The following is a 23986-nucleotide window of genomic DNA, read 5'->3' on the forward strand; positions in this document are numbered from 1 at the left end:
TATCGGCACTAAAGTCGGAGCAGTTGTACTTTTGTAGCGGATATGGTTTTCTGTGGTAGGTCGGCTGCTCCCGAAGCCGCCGAGACTCGAAGGAGGTGAGCGGCCATGTCCGCAGAAATGACCGAGACGAACAGCGCGCGACAGATCCGATCGGTATTGGCCGGGGTGCTGCTGGCGATGCTGCTGGCAATGTTGGACAACGCGATCGTCGGCACCGCGATGCCGACGATCGTGCGCGAATTGGGCGGCCTGTCCCACGTCGCGTGGGTGGTGACGGCCTACACCCTGCTGTCGGCGATATCGACTCCGGTATGGGCGAAACTCGGCGATCTGTACAGCCGAAAAACCGTGTTCCTCAGTGCAATTGGTGTGTTTCTGATCGGCTCGGTGCTGGCGGGCGCATCCTGGTCGATGCCCGCGCTGATCGGATTCCGCGCAGTGCAGGGCCTCGGCGCGGGCGGCATCGCGGTCACCGCATTCGCCGTGATCGGCGCATTGGTCCCGCCGCGCGAACGCGGAAAGTACCAAGGCATGACCGCGACCGCGATGGCCGTCGGCACCATCGGCGGACCGCTGCTCGGCGGTGTGATCACCGACGGACTCGACTGGCGCTGGGCCTTCTACATCAATATTCCGCTGGGCCTGTTGGCCTTCGCCTGGTCGTGGTGGCGGCTCGAACTGCCCGTCCTGCGCAGGAAAGTGACCATCGACTACGCGGGCATTCTCACGCTGACGGTCGCGATTGCCGCCCTGGTATTGATCGCGACCTGGGGCGGTGTCGACTACGCATGGCTCTCGGCGCAGATCATCGGCTTGGCCGTGCTCGCGGTGGCCGCCTCGGCCGCATTCCTCGTCATCGAACGCCGGGCTGCCGATCCGGTCATTCCGCTGCGGATCTTCCGCACCCGCAATCTCACTCTGGCGGCACTGACCGCACTGGTCGGCGGCGTGATCATGTTCGGATCGGTACTGTATCTGCCGCTATTCCAGCAAACGGTGCAGGGCGCTTCGGCCGCGAACTCCGGACTGCTCCTGTTGCCGATGATGATACCGCTGCTCGTTGTCTCCCAAATCGTCGGCAAGCGGATGACCGCGACCGGCAAGTACAAGATCTTCTTCATCCTCGGCGGGCTGTTCCTCACCGTGGGCGCGGTACTGCTTGCCACCGTCGATGCCGAAACCGGTCGGCTGACAACGGGTTTCGCCATGGCGCTACTCGGCACCGGACTCGGCTTCTCCATGCAGCTGTCCACCGCCGTCGCACAGAACAGTGTGGCGATGGCGAATATCGGCGCGGCATCCGGTGCGGTCACGCTGTTCCGCACGCTGGGCGGATCCATCGGCGTGGCGGCCTTCGGATCCCTGTTCACCAGGACGCTGCACGGCCATGTGCCCACCGAGGGGCACGGCTACCTAGCGGCCTTCGCCACCGGCACCGGACATGTCTTCCTGGCCGCCGCCGCGATCTGCGCACTCGGCTTCCTGATCGCCTGGTTCATCGAAGAAGTTCCGTTGCGCGGCAAGGCTCCTGAGCCGGTTGCTATCGACAAGCCCGAAACCAAGGCCGCGGCCTGAAATGACCACCGCGCCTGCCCGGTCACACTGAGATCGGGCAGGCGCGAATCAGTCCGCTACGGCATCCGGGTGGGTGTGCTCGAATAGCCGAAGCAGCATGTCTCCCAGCACCATTCGCTCTTCGGGGCGGAGCGGAGCGAGAATCTCATCGCGTACCTGTCCCGCCTCCTTGTCGAGGGCTCGCAGCAAAGCCCGACCGGTCCTGGTGATCCGCACCGACATTCGACGACGATCGTCTGGATCGCGCGTGCGTTCGACCTGACCGGCACTGGCCAATTCGTCGACGATCTTCGCCACATCGCTCGGATGGATATCCAGCCGAATGCCGAGATCGCGCTGCACATGCGGCCCGAAATCGGCGAGCGCTGCGAGTACCGCCATATGCCACAGCCGAAGTCCGCGCTCCGCGAGCCGATCGGCGAACCGTCCCCGCGCGAGCTTGCCCACCCGTGACAGCAGGTAGGTCTCGAGCCCGAGCAGGCTCGGCGGAAGTGCGCGCATGGAATCCATGCGACAAATTATAGGGTGGCACCTACGATAGGTCCGCACCTACTGATAAGGAGACCGAGTGGACGCCCTGTACCCGAGACTGCTCGTCACCCATTTCGCCGAATGCTTCGACTTCTACCACGCCGTCCTGCCGCAGCTCATCGGCGCGAAGCTGATCAAAGGCACCTCGGCGGGCCCCTACGCGAACTGGGATGTCGACGACCAAGCGGTACTCGTGCTCTTCGACCGCGGCGCGATGTCCGAAGTCGTCGGCACCACCGAGCTGCCCGGCACCGCCGCCCCCGCGCAAGATGCCGTGATGTTCGTCTGCCGAGTGCCCGACGTCGACGCGGGCCTCGACCTGTGCCTGCGCAACGGCGCGACCCTGGCCGCGGCCGCGGCCGATCGACCGAACTGGGGCCCGAACCTGCGCTCGGCCCACCTGCGCGATCCGGCGGGTACCCTGATCGAGCTCCAGTCCTACTGACGGGCGATGAATTCCGTCCGCCAGCACCGTCGGCACTAACACAGGCACACCGATCGGGAGGACCACCATGCAGAAGATCGTCACGAACCTCTGGTACGACACTCAGGCCGAGGAGGCCGCCGAGTTCTACTGTTCGCTGTTCGAGGATTCCAAGATCACCAATGTCGTGCCCTACTCCGAGGTGGGGCCGCGCGAAGCCGGGCTCACCATGCTCGTCGATTTCGAACTCAACGGACAGAAGTTCACCGCTATCAACGGCGGCGGCGACTACCACTACACCCACGCCATGTCGCTGCTGGTCAACTGTGACAGCCAGGACGAGGTCGACCGGCTCTGGACGGCACTGCTCGCCGACGGCGGCCAGCCGATCGAATGCGGTTGGCTCAACGACAAATACGGTATTCCCTGGCAGATCTGGCCCGTCGAAGCCGACACCCTGCTGGGCAGTACCGATCGCGCGGCCGCGAACCGCGCGATGCAGGCGATGCTCGGTATGCAGAAGATCGATCTGCAAGGCATGCGCGACGCCTACGAGGGCAAGATCAGCTGATCTGCCAGGATCCGACCTCGCGGTATCCGGAGTTGTAGATCGCGGAGCTGTCACCCTCGGTGATCTGGTAGTGCTTCATATTGCCGCCCCAATAGCGCAGGATCCGGCCGAGCTCATCGGCGAGATCGGCCGGCGCCGCCACGCCTTCGGGCAGGACATCCAGATCTACCTCGAGGATGAATTTCACCCTGAGGAATGTACCGGCGCCCGGTCGGGCCTCGGGCGCTTCGCTGTATGTTCCTCCGATCGCCCGGCGGGGTGCGGACGTGGAAAGGTATCGTCGGGCGGGAAATTCACACACCAACGGGGGCTCGCACCAGCGGGCTGAGAGGACGGCTAGCCCATTCGGGCGTTCAGGGCCGTCGACCGTATGAACCTGACCGGGTAATGCCGGCGTAGGGAGGATATTCATGGGCACACCTGTCGACTCCGTGACCACCGGTCCGATCGAAGGCAGCGTCAAGCACTATCAAGAGGTCGATGACCTGCGCATTCCGGTGCGTCGGATCAATCTGACCAATGGCGAGCACTTCGACGTCTACGACACCTCGGGCCCGTACACCGACGACACGGCGACCATCGATCTGGAGGCCGGTCTACCGAAGTTGCGCGACGGCTGGACCAAGCCAGCGGTCGACGGTCCGCCGACCCAGCTGGCCTGGGCACGTCAGGGCATCGTCACCCCCGAGATGCGCTTCATCGCCGCACGCGAGGGCGTCACGCCGGAACTGGTGCGCGAGGAGGTCGCCGCGGGGCGCGCGGTCATCCCGGCCAATCACAAGCATCCGGAGCTGGAGCCGACCATTATCGGCAAGAAGTTCCTGGTGAAGATCAATGCCAATATCGGCAATTCGGCCGTGTCCTCCTCGATCGCGGAGGAGGTGGAGAAGATGGTGTGGGCCACCCGCTGGGGCGCGGACACCATCATGGACCTGTCCACCGGCAAGAACATTCACGAGACGCGTGAATGGATCCTGCGCAACTCGCCCGTCCCGGTCGGCACCGTGCCGATCTATCAGGCGCTGGAGAAGGTGAACGGCGATCCGACCGCGCTCACCTGGGAGATCTACCGCGACACCGTGATCGAGCAGTGCGAGCAGGGCGTCGACTATATGACCGTGCACGCCGGTGTGCTGCTGCGTTATGTGCCGCTGACCGCCAAGCGGGTCACCGGCATCGTCTCGCGCGGCGGATCCATCATGGCCGCATGGTGTCTGGCGCATCATCGGGAGTCCTTCCTGTACACCAACTTCGCCGAACTCTGCGAGATCCTGGCGCGCTACGACGTGACCTTCTCCCTCGGCGACGGCCTGCGTCCCGGCTCCATCGCCGATGCCAATGACGAGGCCCAGTTCGCCGAACTGCGTACCCTCGGCGAGCTGACCAAGATCGCGAAATCGCATGGTGTGCAGGTCATGATCGAGGGGCCCGGTCACGTGCCGATGCACAAGATCGTGGAGAACGTGCGACTGGAAGAGGAGCTGTGCGAGGAGGCGCCGTTCTACACCCTCGGCCCGCTCGCCACCGATATCGCACCGGCCTACGACCACATCACCTCGGCCATCGGCGCGGCGATCATCGCCCAGGCGGGCACCGCCATGCTCTGCTACGTCACCCCCAAGGAGCACCTCGGCCTGCCCAACCGCGACGACGTCAAGGTCGGCGTGATCACCTACAAGATCGCCGCGCACGCCGCCGACCTCGCCAAAGGCCATCCGCACGCCCAGGACCGCGATAACGAGTTGTCCAAGGCGCGGTTCGAATTCCGCTGGCGCGACCAGTTCGCCCTCTCGCTCGATCCGGATACTGCCCGCGAGTACCACGACGAAACCCTCCCCGCCGAACCCGCCAAGACCGCGCACTTCTGCTCCATGTGTGGACCGAAGTTCTGCTCCATGCGCATCTCCGCCGACGTGCGGGAATACGCCGCGCGCCAAGGTCTCACCGAGACCGAAGCGCTGCAAGCCGGTATGGCGGAGAAGTCCGCCGAATTCGCCGACCACGGCGCACAGGTGTACTTGCCGGTGGTTTCGTGATCGGTAGATGAGCGGCCGCTGAAATGGCGATAGCCCCGGACCAAGGGGTGGTCCGGGGCTTCTATTCAGGAAGATACACGAAGAATCTCCCGCTCAGGAGTGGATTCGCACAATTGCTGTCGACCAGTTGCGAGATCAGCGTTCGCGCGGTCCGATCGGAAAACCGAGGGCGCCGAAGGTGGCGTTAAGATTGATCTCGATCTGGGTGAGCAGCGCATTGAAATCGGCGAGCATGGAAACCACGTTCTCGGTGCGGCAGCCGACCTGATCCGGTGCGTTGGGCGCCAGGCGGGACTTCAACCAGTTGAAGGTGTCGGCCATGCCGAGCGACGGGAGGCTCAGGTGCTCGCTGAGGTGATCGCGCTTGTAGACGATCGACGCGCCGTCCGCGCACCACTGCTGGTTCAGGCGATCGGTGGTCCAGATCGGGACGGCCTCGTCCAGCACGCCCTGATAGATGAACAGCGGCGCGGTCGGGGGGTGCTTGCCGAGTACGGTCGCGTCGAAGACCTCGCGGATTTCCGGTAGTGCGAGGTACTGCGCGATCGGAATCGTCAGTATCCGTTGGTAATCGGTGAACATCTGGGTCAGTGCGTTGCGCGGCAGGCATTGCGAGTTGGTCCGGTTCATCAGCGCCTTGCCCTCGGGCGTCAGGTACTGATCGGTCGCCTCGCGGAACTTCGGGTAGGCGTTGTAGAGCGAGGAGACGCCGATGCCGATGAGGCTGGAAAACATGGATCCGTTGACGTGCAGCAGGGATTCGACATCCGAAACCGGCGCACCGAGCGCGGCGCCTTTCACGTTCAGCTCCGGCGCATAGCTGGGTTGGATTTCCGCGGCCCACCCGCTGCCCATGCCGCCGCCGGAATAACCCCACAGCGCCACCGGGGTATTCGCGCCGTCGAGGCCGAGCGGTTCGAATCGCTCGGCGGCCCGAATGCCGTCCAGGGTCATATATCCCGGCTCCTCGGCCACTGCCAGATGCCCGTTGAGGCCCTCGTAATCCGGTACCGAAATGGCCCACCCCTGACTGATCAGCGCGGCGATCGCGATCAGTTCGCTCTGTGAATGGATGCCTTCGACACCCGGCAGTCCGGTGCCCTGCTGTAGCACGAATGACGGCGAGCAGGCGATGCTGGCGCTGTCGTAGTAGAACTGCAGCGAGACCAGCGGACGCGAGCGGTTCGGATCCGCGCCCGCGGGCAGGATGACCGTGGTGACGGCGGCCGTCGGCTGACCGAAAAGATCGGTGCTGCGGTAGAGCAGCTGCCACGATCGAATGTTCAGCGGCAGCACGGTGAGCACCGCGAGATGCACCTCGCGCGAGCGCAGAATCGTGCCGACTTCCTGCGTCTCGAAGCCGTCCGGCGGTTGATAGAACGAATCCTGTTGCGGCACAGGCACGGCAGTGGCGGGCGTGGCCGTGATCCCTCCGGCCGTCAATGCCATCGCCATCGATACCAGCGCGGCGGCCACGCGCAATCCGCGCCGACGTGTGCGGGTCGGATCTTCATTGATCACTGGCACGTCTGTCCCTTCCTCATCGACGTGACAGTGATTACAACATGGGTTCCTGTTACCAACAAGAACTCTTTCTGAAACTGCTCCGACTAAGGTCGAGATATGACCCGCAGCAAATCCGCCGCGCGGCCCGATCCGACTCCGGCGCGGCGCCGCATCCGTGGCCTCGATGCCGAGCAGCGCAGCGCGCAACGGCGCCGCCAATTGCTCGACGCGGCCACCGAACTATTTGCCGAGCAAAGCTTTTCGGGTACGTCGATCGAACAGATCTGTCAGCGCGCGTTCGTCGGAACCAAGGGTTTCTACGACCATTTCGACAGCAAGGAAGCGTGCTACGTCGCGCTGCTCACCCATATCACCGAGCAGATTCAGCAGCGGGCCATCGAGGCGGCGACCGTATCCGCCGAACTGCCGTGGCCGGAGCGCGCGCAGGCCATTATCGCGGCCTTCGTGCACGCCATTGCCGACGATCCGCGGCTGGCCAAGGTGACATTCGGTGAGGCGGGCGGCATCTCACCGGCGGTGGAGAAGCAGCGGCGCAGTAATCGGCGCTGGGCGGCGACCTTTCTGGATCAGCAGTGGTCGGGTGCGGCGTCCTCGGATCCGGAGCAGCAGCGCAGGCGAATCGCCTTGGCGCTGGCCACCATTGGCGGCATGTTCGAACTCGTCGCGGACTGGCTGCACCATCATGACGACGGTGGCGCTCCCGATATGGTCGATACGCTGATCGAGGATCTGCAGCGGTTCATCGCCATTGTCGATGCGGGTGTTCGAACTGCCGTGCGTTGAACGCTCATCCGCGCGCATGCCAGATGCGACCGCGAACTTCGCCCAGGCCGATGCGTCGGGTATCCGAACCCGGCGCCGAAGCGGTGATGACCACCTCGTCACCGTCCTCCAGGAACGTTCGGTGCAGCCCGTTCACCGTGACGGGTTCGGTTCCGCCCCAGGATAATTCGATGAATGAACCGCGCTCGTCCGGTGCCGGTCCGGAGATGGTGCCGGAGGCGTAGAGATCGCCGGTTCGAGTGGCGGCGCCGTTCGCGGTGAGATGTGCCAGCATCTGTGCGGGTGACCAGTACATCCGGGAATACGGTGGGTGCGAGACGGTTTGGCCATTCCAATGCACGGCCAGGTCGATATCGAGGCCCCAGCGCTGGCTGCCTCGCAGGTAGGGCAGCGGTTCGGGTTCTTGCTCTTGCAGCGGTATGCGGGCGGTCTCCAAGGCGGCCAGCGGCGTTATCCAGGCCGAGAGCGAGGTCGCGAAGGACTTGCCGAGGAACGGTCCGAGCGGCTGATACTCCCAGGCCTGGATATCGCGTGCGGACCAATCGTTGACCAGCGCGACGCCGAAGACATGCTCGGCGAACTGGTCGATATCGATGGGGGTACCGAGTTCGGATCCGACCCCGACCACGAATCCGAGCTCGGCCTCGATATCGAGACGTCGTGACGGCCCGAAATCCGGTGCGCCGGAGGAGGTTCTACGCTGGCCGCACGGCCGCACGATATCGGTGCCCGAGACGACGACGGTGCCCGCACGTCCGTGATATCCGACCGGCAGATGCCGCCAATTGGGTAGCAGCGGTTCGGCATCGGGACGGAATAGCCTGCCGAGGTTCGTCGCGTGGTCGATGCTGGCGTAGAAATCGACGTAATCGCCGATCGCCACCGGCAGTTTGGTGCGCACATCGCGCAGTGGATGCACTGCCTCCCTGGGGATTTCGTCATCGATCAGCTCGCGGATCCTATTGCGTGCTTCCTGCCACCGACGTGGCCCCGTCGCCATGAACGCATTGAGACTCGGCTCGGCGAATACCGGATCCTCCAGTGCCGCAGCCAGATCGATGACCTGCTCGCCGATCCGCGCGCCGACCCGAAAGTCCTGCCCTTCCGGCGCGAAGACCCCGTAGGGCAGATTATCCGGACCGAAGAGGCTGTCGGCGGGAACTTCGATACGGGTCTTCATGCGGGCCCACGGCGCTGGTTCGCGTGCGGACGCTGATTCGGTCGCCGGTGGCCGTCGGACTCCGGTCCGCGACCGGACCAGGTCCACGCATATCCGGGATCCTCGCAGGCCAGCGCGCCTTCGCCGAGTTCGAGCGGTCGGAAGGTATCGACCATGACGGCGAGTTCGTCGAAGAAATCGATGCCGATACTGCGCTCGTACGCGCCCGGCTGCGGACCGTGCGCATAACCGCCGGGATGTACCGATACCGAGCCCTGTCCGATACCGGACCCCCTGCGCGCCTCGTAGTTTCCGCCGCAGTAGAACATGATCTCGTCGCTGTCGACATTGGAGTGGTAGTACGGCACCGGAATCGATAGCGGGTGGTAGTCGACCTTGCGCGGTACGAAATTGCACACCACGAAATTGATTCCCTCGAATGCCTGATGGGCGGGTGGCGGCTGGTGCACCCGGCCGGTGAGCGGTTCGAAATCGGAGATATTGAAGGTGAGCGGATACAGGCAGCCGTCCCAGCCGACCACATCGAAGGGATGCGTCGCGTAGATCAACCGGGTGCCGACCACCTGGCCGCCCGGACGATGCTTCACCAGCACTTCGATATCGGTTCCGGTGGCGGTCAGCGGTTCCCCCGGGCCGTGCAGATCCCGCTCGCAGTACGGCGAATGTTCCAGCAGCTGACCGAATTTCGACAGATACCGCTTCGGTGGGGTGATGTGGCTGGATGCTTCGATCACATACGCGCGCAGCGGTTCCGGGCCGCTCGGCAGCCAGCGGTGCGTGGTCGCGCGCGGAATCAACACCTGGTCGCCCTGCCGGGCCGGGATGGTGCCGAAGACCGTTTCCACAATGGCCGCACCGGATTCCACATATACCAGTTCGTCGCCGATCGCATTGCGGTACAGCGGCGATGCGCCCTTGGCCACCACATAGGAGATCCGCACATCCGCATTGCCGAGCAGCAGTCGGCGGCCGGTGACCGGATCGGTTCCGGCCGGGGTATCGCCGGGGAAGAGCTTGTGCAGGCGCAGATGTCGGTGGCGCAGTGGATGATTCGGGGTGAGGGTCTGATCCGGCAGCTCCCATACCGTCGAATCGACGATGGCGGGCGGCAGGCCGCGGTGGTACAGCAGCGAGGAATCGCCGGAGAAGCCCTCCTCGCCCATCAGCTCTTCGTAATAGAGCCGTCCCCCGTCGTCTCGATGCTGGGTGTGCCGCTTCGGCGGCACCGCACCCACCTGCCGATAGAACGCCATGACCGCACCTCCGGCTGGACCGCTGGATTTGCTTCCATCGTAGTGCGGCGGGCGCCGGTACGGTGGACATTTTGTCGGCCCACTGCCGACTTCTACGGCATTTCGCCTAGCGATGGCGTGAAGTGCTGAACAATTGTCAGGCGTGACGCAATGCGCGATATACCGCTGCCCCGACAAAGGCCCCGAGGCTCTGCGGATCCCACCCGCCCTCGCCCGCCAGCAGCGTGCGCACCGCACCTTCGCCAGCGGAGACCCACAGTTCGACCAGCACCGGCAACTTGCGCTCGGCGTCCTCGGTGCCCCACGCGCGCAGTGTCGGTCGCAGCAGGGTGGTGCAGCGCTCGATGGCCAGCTTGCGACCTCGCCCGAACGAATCCGCAACGGCCGGATCGGGATTGCCGTACAGCAGTCGCCACGCATCCGGACGCTCGGCCGCCTTCTCCAGCAGCGCGCGGAAGCCGTCGACGAAAACGGTCTCACCCGCATCGACAGCGCGCGGCGGCAGCACCTCGAGCACTCCGCCGACCAGGAAGCTCTCCTCGCGCTGGATGAGCGCCTCGATCAACTCGACGCGGTCCGGGAAGCAGGCGTACACCACGGGCCTTGTCACATTCATCCGCTCGGCGATCGCGGCCATGGTGACCGCCGCGACGCCGTGCTCGACGGCAATCGCCAGCGCGGTGTCGAGCACCTGAGGACGGCGACGCTCCGGACCCAGATGCTGTGCCCGCTGCCGTGGCCGCACCGCCGTCTCGCTACCCATGGGCACCAAGGTATCAGCGTTACCCACCTGGTTCGCCCTGGTACCGGGCCTGAAGATCGAATTCCTACCTCGACGAACAACCGGCCGCTCTGCGAGCTGAGAAGCGCGCGAGACCTCGCCCCACACGACTTCGGGGAAGCCGACGACGCCGGTACCTAGTCGGTGAATTCGGCGATTACCGGGGCGTGGTCGCTGGGGCTCTTGCCTTTTCGTTCCTCGCGGTCGACGAACCCGTCCTTCGCGCGGTTTGCGAGTGCGGGGGAGGCGAGGATGAAATCGATGCGCATGCCTTCTTTTCGGGGGAAGCGCAGTTGGGTGTAGTCCCAGTAGGTGTAGACGCCGGGGCCGGGGGCGTAGGGGCGCACTACATCGGCGAAGCCGGTTGCGACTATGGCGTCGAAGGCGTCGCGTTCGGGTCGCGAGGTGTGGGTTTTGTTCGCGAAGAATTCGACGGACCAGACATCGTCGTCGGTCGGGGCGATATTCCAGTCGCCGACCAGAGCGATCTGCGCCTCCGGATGCTCGGCGAGCCACTGGGCGCCGTTGGCGCGCAGGGCGGCAAGCCATTCCAGTTTGTAGGCGTAGTGCGGGTCGTGCAGGGTGCGGCCGTTCGGGACGTACAGGCTCCACACTCGGACTCCGCCGCAGGTCGCGCCCAGTGCGCGCGATTCCACGATCGGGGTGCTGATCAGCGCTTCGCCCGCATCCTTGTCGAAGCCGGGCTGGTTGGGGAAGGCCGCTTCCACATCGTCGAGGCCGATGCGCGAGGCGATGGCTACGCCGTTCCACTGGTTCAACCCGATATGGGCGACCTCATAGCCGAGTTCGTCGAAGCGCTCGAACGGGAACTGGTCGTCGCGGCATTTGGTCTCCTGCATCGCGAGCACATCGATGTCCTGGCGGTCGAGGAAGTCCGCGACCCGGTCGAGGCGGGAGCGGATCGAATTGACGTTCCAGGTCGCGAGACGCACGGATGCCTTCCTTCGCAATGGGCTATAGGTCTGTTGTACCGCAGTAGAAGTCGGTCAGCGAGAGCCGTCCGGTGTGGCATAGCGGTAGGTGTGGTGGTCGAGGAAGCCCAACTCGTGATACATCGCGACGGCCGCGGTGTTCCCGGCCTCGACCTGGAGATAGGCGTGGGTGGCGCCACGATCCGCGCCCCAGCGGATCAGCTCCGCGCAGATCAGCGAACCCAGTCCGTGCCTGCGGTGTTCGGCCGCCACCGCGACGCAGGTCAGGCCGATCCAGCGGCGACCGTCCGGTGCGGTGGTGAGCGCGCCGCGCCCGATCGCGATGGGCTGCGGCAATCCGAGCGAGGCGAACCCCACTTCGCCGTCGTGCACGGCCGTCAGCACCTCGACCACCGGCGGCGTCGAAACCGGCTGTGTCGCAGGATCTTCACCGCTGTAGCGGTGCATCGACAACCAGGCGTCATCGGGTACGGGCACGATGCGCACCATCCGCGGTCCCTGCGGCAGGACGAAATTCTCGATATCGATCGCGAGCAGCCGGGTTTCGCGCCAACTCCGCCAGCCCGGCGGCAGCGACGCGAGCCGATCCGGCAGCGCGATCTGCACCGGCAGACCGTGCGCGGTGTACCACTCGCCGATCCGCCGCAGCGTATCCGCGCCCAATGCCGCCGGACCGTCCGAACTGCCGAGCGGCACAGCGGAATTGGCGCGGCTGGTGTAGCCGTTTCCGGCCCGCAACAGCCAGCCGTCGATCCAACCCTGTTCGATACCGGGCCAGCCGTACGCCGCCGCGGCCTCCAGCGCCCGGATCTCCCTGGTGCGAATCGGCCTCGGCCCCAACGCTTTCATCGCGACCACACGATCCACCGAGACCGCGACGACCTGTCCGTCCGCGGCCCGCACGGTCGGCGGATCCAGCGAAATCAGTTCGCCGATCACATCTGTCAGCGGTTGTGGATAACCCGCCGGCAACCGGTACCGCAGCACCACCCGTCGACCCAGCTGAATATCGGGCAGTAGCGAATCACCCGCGGGATCAGTCATCGTGGCCGAACGGATCGGGCACCGTACCCGGGATCCAGCTGAGACCCGGTGTGCCCCAACCATTTCGCTTGATCGCCTTCTTGGCCGCGCGGGCATTGCGGCCGATCAGCACATCCACGTACAGGAAACCGTCGAGATGTCCGACCTCGTGCTGCAGCATGCGGGCGAAGAACCCCTTGCCCTCGATCTCGACCGACTCGCCGTGCTCATCGGTTCCGGTGACGCGGGCCCATTCGGCGCGGCCGGTGGGGAACTGTTCACCGGGCACCGACAGGCAGCCCTCGTCATTGTCGTCGGGATCCGGCATGGTCTCCGGAATCTCCGATGTCTCCAGCACCGGATTGATCACCGCGCCCTTGCGTCGCACGACCGAACCCTTGGCATCGACATCCGGGCAGTCGTAGACGAACAGCCGCAGCGGCACGCCGACCTGGTTCGCGGCCAGTCCGACGCCGTTGGCGGCATCGAGCGTCTCGTACATATCCGCGATCAGCCCGGCCAGTTCCTCCGGCGTCTGGGTGACCTGCTCGGTCGGATTGTGCAGAACCGGGTCACCGACGATCACGATGGGGAGGATTGCCATGGGCGCAATTATTGCCGATGGGCTCGCGGAGATCGCAGCCGCCGCGATCGCGGGTGGTCGCGACTCGCTACCGACCGGTAGCGAACACGCCGCGACAGTGCTGGGGCAATCCCACACCCCATGGTTGAATGATCCGCGACCTACAAGCATCATTTTCGTCTGGTGGTTACTCGGCGAGGGAGCAAGATGGACGGCGCAGCGGCACGGAATCTTTCCGCGATCCAGGACGGCCCTTCCGCGAGCGAAGAGGTCACGGCAGCCCCGCGGGTCGATGGTGACGGTGACGGTCTGAGCCGTCGCGAACACGACATCCTGGCCTTCGAACGGCAATGGTGGAAGTACGCCGGGGCCAAGGAAGAAGCCATTCGTGAACTGTTCGGTATGTCGCCGACCAGGTACTACCAGGTGCTCAATGCGGTGGTGGATCGGCCGGAGGCACTGGCCGCCGATCCCATGCTGGTGAAGCGGTTGCGCCGACTGCGGGCGAGCAGGCAGAAGGCGCGAGCCGCTCGGAGGCTCGGCTTCCAGGTATGACGCGCCGCCGTAAAACCGGAGCCTGCGCAACGACCATGGGGCCCGGTTTGCGGATAGGGTTCTATTCGTGAGCTACCCGAATCCCACCTCCGGCGGGCCGCCGTTGCGCGCGCTGGCGATGGTGTTGATCGCGCTGGCCATCGTTTTCGCCGGGCTCGGCGCGATGTCGTTATCGAGTTCGGATTCCGATACCTCGGGGGCTGGTGATGCCTCGAGCACCACGAGTCAGGCCGCCGCCACCACGGCGGTCGCGACGACCAACTCCTCGGTGCAGACCACGAGTTCGGCACTGACAAGTTCCGCCTCGGCCACCACGAAACCGTCGACCACGACGACGGCGGGGGCGACCACCACGGCGAATCGCGCTGTGCCGGTACATGTTCTGAACAACAGCACCGTTGTCGGACTGGCCGCGCGCACCGCGAGCGAGCTCACCGCCAGCGGCTGGAACGTCGCCGAGGTCGGCAACTATCCCGGCCCGAATATCACGAATACGACTGTGTACTACGGCAATAACCCCGGCGAGAAAGAAGCCGCACTGGCCATAGCCGATGAACTGGGCGCGACCGCCGAGCCGCGCCCCGGCGGGTCGGGTTCAGGTGTGACGGTGGTTGTCACGGGTAACTGACCAGTGCGGGGGCTCGCGACACGGCCCGGTCACGGGTGCGACACGGCGGGCGTGGCATCATCTTGTCCGGTAACGAACGTGTCCACCCAGCTTTACTCGTAAACTCGGTACTCGTAAAGGAGTTCCCCCGATGGCCCCGTCCACAACTCGTCGCCCGTCCTGGCGGACTGTGACCCCGGTGCTCGCTGTCGCGGTCTTCGGGCTCGCCGCCTGCACGAACAGTCAGGAGTCGAGCGACGTCCAGGGAACTACGCCGCCCGTGTGGACCGGCGCCTCCGCCCCGCCGGCCAACGAATTCGGCACCGAGACGGGCGCCCCGAATGCCAACGCCGGGGTGAAGGTCGACCTGAAGGACCCGTCGGGGTCGTCGGTCGCCGTCGCGAATATCACCAAGGACGGCAACCACCTGCAGGTCAGCATCGAGGCCCACGGCCTGCGCCCCGGTTTCCACGGCCTGCACGTGCACCAGGTCGGCAAGTGCGAGCCCAACTCGGTGGCACCCACCGGCGGGCCCGCAGGTGACTTCCTGTCGGCCGGTGGCCATCTGCAGGTCGGCAGCGCCAATGCCCATCCGGCCAGCGGCGATCTGACCTCGCTCGAGGTCCGGGCCGACGGTTCGGCCAAACTGGTCACCACCACCGATGCGGTGACGTTGGAAGACATCAAGGGCAAGGCCCTGATGATCCACGCCGACGCCGATAACTTCGGCAATATCCCCAACCGTTATGTTCGCGCCGACGGCGTTGCCGGCCCGGACGACACCACACTGGCGACCGGCGACGCGGGTGGTCGTATCGCCTGCGGTGTAATCCAGTAGCAAGGTCACCGATATGGCCGGGACAGCTATCGCGCGGGTTCCCTTCCCCGGGTCACCCCGGCCGACCATCGGTATCGAATGGGAGATCGCGCTCGTCGACAAGGTGACCCGCGATCTGTCGAATACCGCTGCGGCCGTATTCGATTCGCTCGGCGACCTACACGCCTACGACGGAACCCCTCAGGTCACCAAGGAACTGTTGCGCAATACGGTCGAACTCGTCACCGGCGTGCACAACACCGTCGGCGAGGCGGTCGACGATCTGCGCGGCACCATGGATACCGTGCGCAGGGCCGCCGATCCGCTCGGCGTCGATCTGTTCTGCGCGGGCACTCATCCATTCGCCCAGTGGTCGGCCCAACAATTGACGCGCTCACCGCATTACGACGAACTGATCGATCGCACCCAGTGGTGGGGCCGCCAGATGATGATCTGGGGCGTCCATGTGCATGTCGGAGTTTCGCACGCCGAGAAGGTTTTTCCGATCCTGAACTCGCTGCTGCTGTCGTATCCGCATCTGCTGTCGCTGTCCGCGTCCTCCCCGATGTGGGCGGGCTCGGATACCGGCTACGCCAGCAACCGGACGTTGATGTTCCAGCAGCTGCCCACCGCCGGTCTGCCGTTCCAATTCGAAAACTGGTCCCAGTTCGAGCGTTTCGTGCATGACGAGATGAAGACCGGGGTCTTCGAACAGCTCGGCGGCATGCATTGGGATATCCGGCCCGCGCCGAAATGGGGGACCATCGAGGTGCGCGTCTGCGATGGGATCTCGACCCGCGCGGAACTGGCCGCCATGGCCGCGCTCATCCACTGTCTGATCGTCGATCTCGATCAGCGCCTGGACAATGGCGAGACGCTGCCGACCATCCCGCCGTGGCATGTTCAGGAGAACAAATGGCGCGCGGCCCGTTACGGTCTCGACGCGATCGTCGTCGTGGACGACAACAACAATGAGCGGCTGGTCACCGATGATCTGATGGATCTGCTGCAGCGGCTGGAGCCGACCGCCAAGCGGCTCGGCTGTGCGGACGAACTGGCCTTGGTGGCCGAGATCCCACAGCGCGGGGCGTCCTATCAGCGGCAGCGCAAAGTGGCCGCCAGCACCCAGGGCGATCTGGTCGCGGTGGTCGATGCCCTGGTCAAGGAGTTGGACCAGTAATTCTGCCTGGTCGAACGGTCGGCTGACGTTCAGCTGGTCAGGGGGATGGCGTTCATCCGCCGTTTACTATGGTCGACGTGCTTGTCGAAGATCCGGGTCAAAAAGGTGGCAGCGTCGCCGAGCGGGTGCGCGCGCCGCGTTCACGGATCTGGACGGCGGCCGCGATCGCGGCGGTGCCGGTACTGCTCATCGCCCTACAGGTGGGTTCGATCGGGCATGATTTCGAGGGTCCGCTCGGCAGTCTGTGGCACGACTATGTCGGTACGCCCAAGTCGATGTCGCTGCCGTGGGCCGGACTCATCCTGGCCCTGGTCGGGATCGCCAAGCGCCGCAGGATAATCGCGGTCGGCATCGCCGCGGGCATCGACGTGGTGTGGGCGGGCATTCGACTGCTCAGCGGCGAATCGTTCGCCATCGGCAATGGGCCGACGCTCGTGCTCACCGGTCTGGCGCTGGTCGCGGGATTGCGCTGGAGCGGAGTGGAACGACGCAATGCGCTGCACGCCGCCGCGCTGGGCGCATTGCTGGTGCTTGCCACCAAGGTCGGTGATGTGTGGCTGCACATTACGATCGTCAGTCGGCCGCAGGTCTACGACGTCTATGTGGCGCTGGCCGATCATGCGCTCGGTGATCCGTCCTGGGTGATGGGTCGCGTGGTGGATGCGCTCGGACCGGCCGTCTACGCGGTACTGCACTGGGTTTACATCGAATTGCCGGTGGCGGCGATCGTCGTCGCGGTGTGGCAGCTGCGTCGGGTGGTGTCGACCAGTGTGTGGCCGACCCACTACTTGGTGCGCACCTTCCTGGTGCTCGGACTGATCGGTCCGGTCATCTACGTGATCTTCCCGGTGGTCGGCCCGATGTTCGGCTACGGTGCGGACGGTCACGGTATGCAGGTGGGCAACTTCTGGCCCGATTTCGTCCCGCCGATCGATCGCAATCCGACGGTGCTGTCCTTCGATTCCTTCACGCCGCGCAACTGCATGCCGTCGATGCACACGGCTTGGGCGCTGTCGGTCTTCCTGCACACCCGCCGGGATACCGATGGTTCGCGTGCCCCGCTGTGGCTGCGCTGCCTCGGCGCGTTCTGGTTGGCCGCCACGCTGACGGCGACGCTGGGCTTCGGCTACCACTATGGCGTCGATCTGGTCGCCGGTGCGGTGCTGTGCCTGACGGTCGAGTCCGCGCTGCGCGATCCGGAACGTGGTTGGGGTTGGTTCCGGGTGCGGCTGGTGCTGTTCGGCGCGGTGATCCTCGGCGCGCTGTTGCTCTCGTTCCGCTATCTCGCGGTGTCGATGGCCGAATATCCGGTGCTGGCGGGGACTGTTGTGCTCGCCCTGCTGGCCGCGATGGCCGCGGCGTTCCATGCGACGTGGTTCGCCTGGGCTGCGGTGGTCGAGGCGGAAGAGATTCCGGTCGGTGCGGCTCGCTAGCCCCTGAAACACGCAGATTCAGCGCGAATAGTCGGCCCGACTCACAACGTGTCGTCCCGCATTTCGTTCACCCGCAGCAGTCCGTCGCGGTAGCGCTGCTCCCGATAGGCCGTCCGGCCGATCAGATGCGCGATCACCGGCGCGGTGAGCAGGGTGAACAGCCCGACCAGCACCAGCATCCAGATATCGCCGTGGCCGCGCAATTGGATCGCGGCACCCTCCAGCACCAGGATCAGGCCGACCACCTGGGGTTTGGTGGCGGCGTGCATGCGCGAGAGGGTGTCAGGAAAGCGCACGATGGCGATCGATGCGGTCAGCGCGAGTGTCGCGCCGCTCAGGATGAGGGCCCCGGCGGCCAAGTGCCACAGATTCATGCGTCGTCCCGGACGCGGAATCGGGAGACCGCGGCGGAGCCGAGGAAGCCGACCAGTGCCAGCGCGACGATCGCGGGTACGACCGTGGTGTCGTCGCTGTAGGCGGCCCAGACCGCCAGTCCGGAGGCGGCAATGGCCATCAGCGAATCGATGCCGACAACGCGGTCCAGGGTGCTCGGCCCGGCCAGGATGCGATAGCTGACGATCACCGCGGCGGCCATCAGCATGATGCCCGCCACAATCGCGACAACAGTCACGTCTGCACCTCCGGAGTTGTTCGGGTCGAACGCCATTCGGTGCGGCGTTCGAACGACGAGATGAGCAGCCGCTCCAGCCGCCGGGTGGTCCGGAAGAATGCCTCGACCGCCTTCTCGCTGCCCACGTCCAGCACGTGCACATAGAAGACGCAGCGCTGCCGGTCGATCTCCAACACCATGGTGCCCGGAATCAGATTGAGCACATCGGCGCACAGCACCAGCACCAGATCGGATCGCACACTCAGATTCACCCGCAGCACTCCGGAGACCGGCGGCGGTGCCGGACGGATCGCGAACCAGGCCACCTGCAGACTGGATTCCAGCGCGTAATACGAACTGACGACGATCAATTCGAGCAGCGAGAGCGGATGTATGCGCCCGGATACCGGGACGCGCGGCAGCGGCAAGGTCAGCATGATCAGTGCGCCGACGACGAGACCGGCCAGCAGATTGCCGACACTGAGATCGCCCCAGAGCGTCACCCACACGGCCGTCAGCCACGACAGCACGCCGATGCGTACGGCCGTCGATCGGCCTGGGATCAGCCGTCGCGCGATACCGGTACTCATGTGCGAGCCCTACCGGTACACCGCGTGCGCGATGCGGTGGCGATTCGGGTACCGCACTGGTTCATCGGATCGTTCCCTTCGCCTCGCCGTACGAATTGCCCAGCACCGCGCCGACATACACCGCGGGATTGCTCAGATCGTCGGCGGCGCGGTCCGCGATGCGCAGAATCGGACCTGCGAAGACCGTCAGGCACAGACCGACCACCACCAGTGCCGCCGTCGAACCGACCATCAGCAGTGGCATCCGTCCTGGATCGGTGCGTTCGTCATACAGCACATCGGTCGAATCCTCCACCAGCGTCGGTGGTTTCGCCGCGGTGAGATGCCCCTCCGGCGCCTCGACGCGCGGCCGCCAGAATGCCTTGCTCCACACCCGCGCCATGGCATACAGCGTCAGCAGACTGGTCAGCACCGAACCCGCGACCAGCACCCAGGCCAGTACGCTGCCAGCCGCCGCGCCCGCCTGCAGCAGTGCGACCTTGCCGATGAATCCCGAGAACGGCGGTATGCCACCGAGATTCAAAGCGGGCACCAAGAACAGGATCGCCAGTAGTGGACTGGCCGCCGCCAAACCACCGAGCCGCCGCAGCGACACCGAGCCCGCCTGTCGCTCGATCAGTCCGACCACCAGGAACAACGCCGTCTGCACCAGAATGTGGTGCGCAACATAGAACACCGCGCCGGAAAGGCCTGCGGCGGTGGAGAGTCCGATGCCGAACACCATGTAGCCGATGTGGCTGACCAGGGTGAACGACAGCAGTCGGCGGATATCGCTCTGCGCGATCGCACCGAAGATGCCGACCACCATGGTGAGCAGGCCGCAGACCAGCAGCACACCGTCGAATCCGCCGTCCGGGAACAGCAGGGAGTGCGTCCGGATGATCGCGTACACACCGACCTTCGTCAGCAGGCCCGCGAAAACGGCCGTCACGGGCGCGGGTGCGGTGGGGTAGGAGTCGGGCAGCCAGTTCGACAGCGGGAAGACCGCGGCTTTGATGCCGAAGGCGACCAGCAGCACGGCGTAGACCGCCATCCGAATACCGTCGGGCACCTGACCCATTCGCACCGCCAGCTGGGCCAGGTTCAGTGTTCCGGTGGCCGCGTAGGCCAGCGCGATACCGGCCAGGAAGATGAGCGACGACACCATCGAGACCATCACATACGCGATACCGGCCCGGATCCGGTCCGCCGTCGCGCCGACGGTGAGCAGCACGAACGATGCGGCGAGCAGGATTTCGAAGCCGACGAACAGGTTGAACAGATCACCGGCCAGGAAGGCGGCCGAAACACCGGCGGTGAGTACCAGATACGTCGGTCGATAGATCGAGGTCGGCTGGCGGTCGTCACCGTCGCGGATGTTCTGGCCCGCACCGTAGACCGAGACCGCGAGCAGCACGATCGCGGAGACGAGCAGCATGGCCGCGGATAGTCGATCGACCACCAGCGTGATGCCGATCGGTGTCCCCCAGCCGCCGACCTGCAGCGCGGTGGTCCCGTCGCGATCGACCAGATACAGCAGCACCCCGCAGATGCCCACCACGACCGACAGCACCGACAGCATGACGAAGCGCTGGATACGCGGCTGCCGCCCGAACACCAGCGTGCCCGCAGCCCCGAGCAGTGGCACCAGGACCGGCAGCGGCGCGAGCGCGGTGAGCGGACTCAATGCTCCGGATCCTCTCCCTCGCGTCGGGCCGCGACCTCGGCGTCCTCCGGATCGTTCTGCACGGTGTCGGTGGTGGTGAGGATGTAGGAGCGATAGGCGAGGGCGAGCACGAAGGCCGCCAGACCCATGGTGATCACGATCGCGGTGAGCACCATGGCCTGGGCGAGCGGATCGGCCGTATCCTCGCCCTCGCCCCGGATGGGTGGCCGACCGTCCGACCCGCCGACGGTCAGGATCAGCAGATTCACCGCATTGCCGAACAGGATCATGCCGAGCAGCATTTTCGAGACCGCGCGTTCGAGGATCAGATAGACGCCGCACGCGACATGAATCCCGATCAGGATCAGCAGGGTCAGATTCGCACTCACTGGAACCCTCCTCGCACCGAGGCGGAATCGTCCTCGTCGGTGGCCAGCTCACTGTCCAGCCGCGCACCGAGACTGCGCAGCACGTCCAGGACCAATCCGACCACGATGAGATAGACACCGAGATCGAAGAACAGCGCGGTGACCACCTTGATGTGCCCGATCACCGGTAGCGTCACCGCCACGATCGCCGACGACAGCGGCGGCGCGCCGAGCAGCAGTGACGTGCTCGCGGTCCCGGCGGCGAGCGCAAGCCCGCCGCCGAGCAGATGCCCCGCATCCACCGGCAGCGCCTCCCCGAGTTCGTAGCGGCCACCCGCGAGATAGCGCAGGGTCAGTGCGAGTCCGGCGGTCAGCCCGCCCGCGAATCCGCCGCCCGGCGCATTGTGGCCGGAGAAGAAGAAGTACACCGACAGCACCATGATGGTCGGGAAGACCAGTCGAGTGGTGACCTGCAGGACCATCGACCGGTCGCGCCGATCCACCAGCCGCCCCGCGGGCAACCAGCTGATCAGGTCCGGATCGTAGTTCGGGGCGTCCGCCGCCCGCGGCGCGCTGCCGAATCGGCGGCTGCGGAATACCAGCGACGCCACACCGGTCGCGGCCACCACGAGCACCGAGATCTCGCCGAGGGTATCCCAGGCTCTGATATCGACAAGCAGGACATTGACGGCGTTCTTACCGCCGCCGAATGTGTATGCGGCATCGGGGATCAGGTGCCAGATGGGTTCGGTGGAGCGGGCCGCTACGGCGAAGGCGGCCAGCACCGCGACGGTCGCACCGACCAGTGCGGACAGGATCGCGCGACGCACTTTGAATGCGGTGGCGCGGCTTTCGTCGATTTCGGCGGGGAAGGCGCGCAGCACCAGCACGAAGAAGACCAAAGTCAATGTCTCGACCAGGAATTGGGTCAGCGCCAGATCGGGCGCACCGTGCAGTGCGAAGATCACGCCGCAGCCGTAACCGGTGACGCCGACGACGAGCACGCTGGCCAACCGGCTGCGCAGCACTGTCGCGGTCAGCGCCATGACGGCCATGATCGCGCCGATGGCGGCCTGGAACGGCGAATCCCACACGCGCAGGCGAACTCCGGTGCGGGTGCCGATCGCGAGCAGTACCGTCGGCAGCAGGATCAATGTCACCAGGATCGCCGCCTGACTCAGTGGCAGCGAACCACGCTGCACCGCACCGGTCATCCGCAGCGACAGCCGGTCCATGGCCCGCAGGGTGGCGTCGTAGGCACGGTCGGCATTGCCGAGCATGGTCGCCGATTCGCCGATGCGACCACGCAGTTGGAACACCACCATGCCCGCGAGGACGATCAGGATCGTCAGCGCTAGTGGGATATTGAACCCGTGCCATAGTGCGAGATGCGAATCGAGTACGCCGGGAAGGGTTTTCGCGTAGGGGTTCAATAATTCGTCCAGCCATGGCGCGCAGAGTCCGGTTATCAGGCTCCCCACCGCCAGCAGTGCGGGCGCGGCCGTGAACAGTGCTCCGGGCGGATGCCAGTTTTCCGAAGAACCGTGCTGGCGCACGTCCCCGTCAGCGTGTTCGCCACCGGATAGCACCTCTCGATCCGCGAACGCTCCCCAAATGAACCGGATGCTGTAGCCGACGGTCAGCATGGACCCGAGCACCACACCGACGGTCAACGCGGCCTTCGCCGGTTCGGCGAGGACATCCGCATCCAACACCGCGGCCAGCGCGGTTTCCTTTCCGACGAATCCGAGCAATGGCGGAATCCCGGCCATGCTGAGCGCCGCGAGCGCCGCGACTCCACACAGCACCGGCGCACGCCGCCCCAGCCCCGACAACTCCCGTAGATCCCGTGTACCCGCCCCATGGTCGATGATCCCGACCACCATGAACAAACACGCCTTGAACAGCGCATGCGCCACGATCAAGGTCGCCCCGGCCAGCGCCGCCTCCGGCGTCCCCAGCCCGACCAGCATGATCAGGAAACCCAACTGACTCACCGTCCCGAAGGCGAGCACCAGCTTCAGATCCGTCACCTGCAACGACCGCAACCCCGCGAGCACCATCGACGCCACGCCGAGCGTCAGGATCAGCGGATGCCAGGCCGGGCTTTCCGCGAATACCGGTGCCAGCCGCGCCACCAGATAAACGCCCGCCTTCACCATGGCCGCCGCATGCAGATAAGCGCTCACCGGTGTCGGTGCCGCCATCGCACCCGGCAGCCAGAAGTGCAGCGGCACGATCGCCGACTTGCTCAACGCCCCGACCAGCAGCAGCCCCACGGCGACATCCACCGCGACGCCGGACGGCGGCCCGGCGAGCAGATCGGACAGCAGGTAGCTGCCGCTCACCTGACCGAGGATGACTATCCCGACCAGCATCGCGAGGCCGCCCGCCGCGGTCACCAATAGCGCCTGGATCGCCGCCCGCCTGCTCACCGCCTGTTCGGCATTGTGGCCGACCAGCAGGAACGACAACACCGTCGTCATTTCCCAGAAGACGAAGAGCAGCAACATATTATCGCTGGTGACCAGGCCGAACATCGCCCCCGCGAAGGCGACCAACTGCGCCGCGAACACCGGCAGCCGCGGTTCGTCGTCCTCGAAATACCGGGCGCAATAAGCCAGAATCACCGCGCCGATGCCGAGTACCAGCGCGGACATGATCGCCGCGAGCGAATCGAAGCGCAGCTCGATATTCATTTCGATACTCGGCGCCCAACCGACTCGAACCCGCTGTGTCCTACCCCAATTCGCGATCACCCAGCCGAGACAGCCGAACGGGACGAGCGCGAGTAGGTAGAAACCGTTGCGCCCCACCACCCGCACGCACAACGGTGCCGCGAATGCGGCTATCGCGAGCGCGAGCAGGATTCCGAGCAAACTGCACTCCGTCGGGTAGTTGCGGCGGGGTGTTACCGCATGATCCTACTTGGAGCCTGGGACTTTCGTCGGCCGAGCGAAT

25 protein-coding genes and 1 riboswitch are annotated in these 23986 nt (G+C 65.5%); of the genes, 10 read left to right on the forward strand and 15 right to left on the reverse strand.

Translation table 11 applies throughout. From position 1 onward, the window contains the following. Positions 1-105: 105 nt before the first annotated feature. Positions 106-1575 carry an MDR family MFS transporter gene (locus tag ACQP1T_RS03440; RefSeq protein ID WP_433758501.1) on the forward strand — a complete coding sequence of 490 codons (1470 nt, stop codon included), beginning with the start codon at positions 106-108 and terminating at the stop codon, positions 1573-1575. A 48-nt stretch (positions 1576-1623) separates the two neighbouring features. Here ACQP1T_RS03440 and ACQP1T_RS03445 read toward each other — a convergent pair whose 3' ends face one another. Next, positions 1624-2085, reverse strand: a complete 462-nt coding sequence (locus ACQP1T_RS03445) for a MarR family winged helix-turn-helix transcriptional regulator (RefSeq protein ID WP_433758502.1) — start codon at positions 2083-2085, stop codon at positions 1624-1626. Positions 2086-2143: 58 nt separating this feature from the next. Between ACQP1T_RS03445 and ACQP1T_RS03450 the strand changes: the two genes are divergently transcribed. Together ACQP1T_RS03450 and ACQP1T_RS03455 are read left to right on the forward strand one after the other, a co-directional pair. Continuing rightward, the gene (locus tag ACQP1T_RS03450; protein ID WP_433758503.1) at positions 2144-2551 is read left to right on the forward strand and encodes a hypothetical protein; all 408 of its coding nucleotides are present in this window, start codon (positions 2144-2146) and stop codon (positions 2549-2551) included. A 67-nt stretch (positions 2552-2618) separates the two neighbouring features. After that, positions 2619-3101, forward strand: a complete 483-nt coding sequence (locus ACQP1T_RS03455; protein WP_433758504.1) for a VOC family protein — start codon at positions 2619-2621, stop codon at positions 3099-3101. On the opposite strand, the gene ACQP1T_RS03460 is transcribed toward ACQP1T_RS03455, so the two are convergent. Continuing rightward, a complete protein-coding gene (locus tag ACQP1T_RS03460) occupies positions 3094-3288 on the reverse strand; it encodes a hypothetical protein (RefSeq protein ID WP_364353751.1) in 195 nt (64 codons plus the stop codon). The two genes, ACQP1T_RS03455 and ACQP1T_RS03460, sit on opposite strands and share 8 nt — an antisense overlap. A gap of 106 nt (positions 3289-3394) precedes the next feature. Continuing rightward, positions 3395-3520: riboswitch (TPP riboswitch) on the forward strand. Between ACQP1T_RS03460 and thiC the strand changes: the two genes are divergently transcribed. After that, positions 3512-5137: a phosphomethylpyrimidine synthase ThiC gene (gene thiC / locus ACQP1T_RS03465; RefSeq protein WP_433758505.1), complete on the forward strand. Its 1626-nt coding sequence runs from the start codon at positions 3512-3514 to the stop codon at positions 5135-5137. (Overlaps the previous riboswitch by 9 nt.) Before the next feature lie 135 nt (positions 5138-5272). On the opposite strand, the gene ACQP1T_RS03470 is transcribed toward thiC, so the two are convergent. Then, a complete protein-coding gene (locus ACQP1T_RS03470) occupies positions 5273-6664 on the reverse strand; it encodes a lipase family protein (protein WP_433758506.1) in 1392 nt (463 codons plus the stop codon). Between the two features lie 96 nt (positions 6665-6760). On the opposite strand from ACQP1T_RS03470, the gene ACQP1T_RS03475 reads away from it, so the two are divergent. After that, positions 6761-7447, forward strand: coding sequence for a TetR/AcrR family transcriptional regulator (locus tag ACQP1T_RS03475; RefSeq protein ID WP_433758507.1), 687 nt, complete (start codon positions 6761-6763; stop codon positions 7445-7447). A 4-nt stretch (positions 7448-7451) separates the two neighbouring features. On the opposite strand, the gene fahA is transcribed toward ACQP1T_RS03475, so the two are convergent. The 6 genes from fahA to ACQP1T_RS03505 all read right to left on the reverse strand — a co-directional run bounded on the left by fahA (position 7452) and on the right by ACQP1T_RS03505 (position 13241). Beyond that, positions 7452-8627, reverse strand: a complete 1176-nt coding sequence (fahA, locus tag ACQP1T_RS03480) for a fumarylacetoacetase (protein WP_433758508.1) — start codon at positions 8625-8627, stop codon at positions 7452-7454. Further along, positions 8624-9880: a homogentisate 1,2-dioxygenase gene (locus tag ACQP1T_RS03485; RefSeq protein ID WP_433758509.1), complete on the reverse strand. Its 1257-nt coding sequence runs from the start codon at positions 9878-9880 to the stop codon at positions 8624-8626. The genes fahA and ACQP1T_RS03485 overlap by 4 nt, the downstream gene beginning before the upstream one ends. 136 nt (positions 9881-10016) lie before the next feature. After that, positions 10017-10643: a TetR/AcrR family transcriptional regulator gene (locus ACQP1T_RS03490; protein ID WP_433758510.1), complete on the reverse strand. Its 627-nt coding sequence runs from the start codon at positions 10641-10643 to the stop codon at positions 10017-10019. 155 nt (positions 10644-10798) lie between these two features. Next, entirely contained in the window at positions 10799-11614 is an 816-nt protein-coding gene (locus tag ACQP1T_RS03495) for an exodeoxyribonuclease III (protein WP_433758511.1), read from the reverse strand. Between the two features lie 54 nt (positions 11615-11668). Next, entirely contained in the window at positions 11669-12658 is a 990-nt protein-coding gene (locus ACQP1T_RS03500; protein WP_433758512.1) for an N-acetylglutamate synthase, CG3035 family, read from the reverse strand. Beyond that, the gene (locus ACQP1T_RS03505; RefSeq protein WP_433758513.1) at positions 12651-13241 is read right to left on the reverse strand and encodes a peptide deformylase; all 591 of its coding nucleotides are present in this window, start codon (positions 13239-13241) and stop codon (positions 12651-12653) included. Before ACQP1T_RS03505 ends, ACQP1T_RS03500 begins: the two co-directional genes overlap by 8 nt. Positions 13242-13427: 186 nt before the next feature. Between ACQP1T_RS03505 and ACQP1T_RS03510 the strand changes: the two genes are divergently transcribed. The 5 genes from ACQP1T_RS03510 to ACQP1T_RS03530 all read left to right on the forward strand — a co-directional run bounded on the left by ACQP1T_RS03510 (position 13428) and on the right by ACQP1T_RS03530 (position 17812). Continuing rightward, positions 13428-13775: a DUF3263 domain-containing protein gene (locus ACQP1T_RS03510; protein ID WP_433758514.1), complete on the forward strand. Its 348-nt coding sequence runs from the start codon at positions 13428-13430 to the stop codon at positions 13773-13775. Between the two features lie 67 nt (positions 13776-13842). After that, entirely contained in the window at positions 13843-14403 is a 561-nt protein-coding gene (locus ACQP1T_RS03515; RefSeq protein WP_433758515.1) for a LytR C-terminal domain-containing protein, read from the forward strand. 130 nt (positions 14404-14533) lie between these two features. Further along, positions 14534-15220: a superoxide dismutase[Cu-Zn] gene (gene sodC, locus ACQP1T_RS03520; protein WP_433758516.1), complete on the forward strand. Its 687-nt coding sequence runs from the start codon at positions 14534-14536 to the stop codon at positions 15218-15220. A 13-nt stretch (positions 15221-15233) separates the two neighbouring features. After that, the gene (locus ACQP1T_RS03525; RefSeq protein ID WP_433758517.1) at positions 15234-16379 is read left to right on the forward strand and encodes a glutamate--cysteine ligase; all 1146 of its coding nucleotides are present in this window, start codon (positions 15234-15236) and stop codon (positions 16377-16379) included. A 68-nt stretch (positions 16380-16447) separates the two neighbouring features. Further along, on the forward strand, positions 16448-17812 hold the full coding sequence (locus ACQP1T_RS03530; protein WP_433758518.1) for a DUF5933 domain-containing protein: 1365 nt from the start codon (positions 16448-16450) through the stop codon (positions 17810-17812). Positions 17813-17853: 41 nt separating this feature from the next. Here the strand turns inward: ACQP1T_RS03530 and mnhG are convergent, their stop codons facing one another. The 6 genes from mnhG to ACQP1T_RS03560 form a co-directional block, all read right to left on the reverse strand. Further along, positions 17854-18186, reverse strand: coding sequence for a monovalent cation/H(+) antiporter subunit G (gene mnhG / locus ACQP1T_RS03535; RefSeq protein WP_433758519.1), 333 nt, complete (start codon positions 18184-18186; stop codon positions 17854-17856). Then, positions 18183-18443, reverse strand: a complete 261-nt coding sequence (locus ACQP1T_RS03540; protein ID WP_433758520.1) for a monovalent cation/H+ antiporter complex subunit F — start codon at positions 18441-18443, stop codon at positions 18183-18185. Before ACQP1T_RS03540 ends, mnhG begins: the two co-directional genes overlap by 4 nt. Further along, entirely contained in the window at positions 18440-19012 is a 573-nt protein-coding gene (locus tag ACQP1T_RS03545; RefSeq protein ID WP_433758521.1) for a Na+/H+ antiporter subunit E, read from the reverse strand. The genes ACQP1T_RS03540 and ACQP1T_RS03545 overlap by 4 nt, the downstream gene beginning before the upstream one ends. A 61-nt stretch (positions 19013-19073) precedes the next feature. Then, entirely contained in the window at positions 19074-20678 is a 1605-nt protein-coding gene (locus ACQP1T_RS03550; protein WP_433758522.1) for a Na+/H+ antiporter subunit D, read from the reverse strand. Then, complete coding sequence (locus tag ACQP1T_RS03555) at positions 20675-21046, reverse strand: Na(+)/H(+) antiporter subunit C (protein ID WP_433758523.1); 372 nt, start codon at positions 21044-21046, stop codon at positions 20675-20677. The genes ACQP1T_RS03550 and ACQP1T_RS03555 overlap by 4 nt, the downstream gene beginning before the upstream one ends. After that, positions 21043-23904, reverse strand: coding sequence for a Na+/H+ antiporter subunit A (locus ACQP1T_RS03560; protein WP_433758524.1), 2862 nt, complete (start codon positions 23902-23904; stop codon positions 21043-21045). Before ACQP1T_RS03560 ends, ACQP1T_RS03555 begins: the two co-directional genes overlap by 4 nt. Between the last annotated feature and the right edge of the window lie 82 nt (positions 23905-23986).

It is taken from the genome of Nocardia sp. CA-135398, from assembly GCF_050955845.1.
In the GTDB taxonomy this organism is placed as follows: domain Bacteria; phylum Actinomycetota; class Actinomycetes; order Mycobacteriales; family Mycobacteriaceae; genus Nocardia.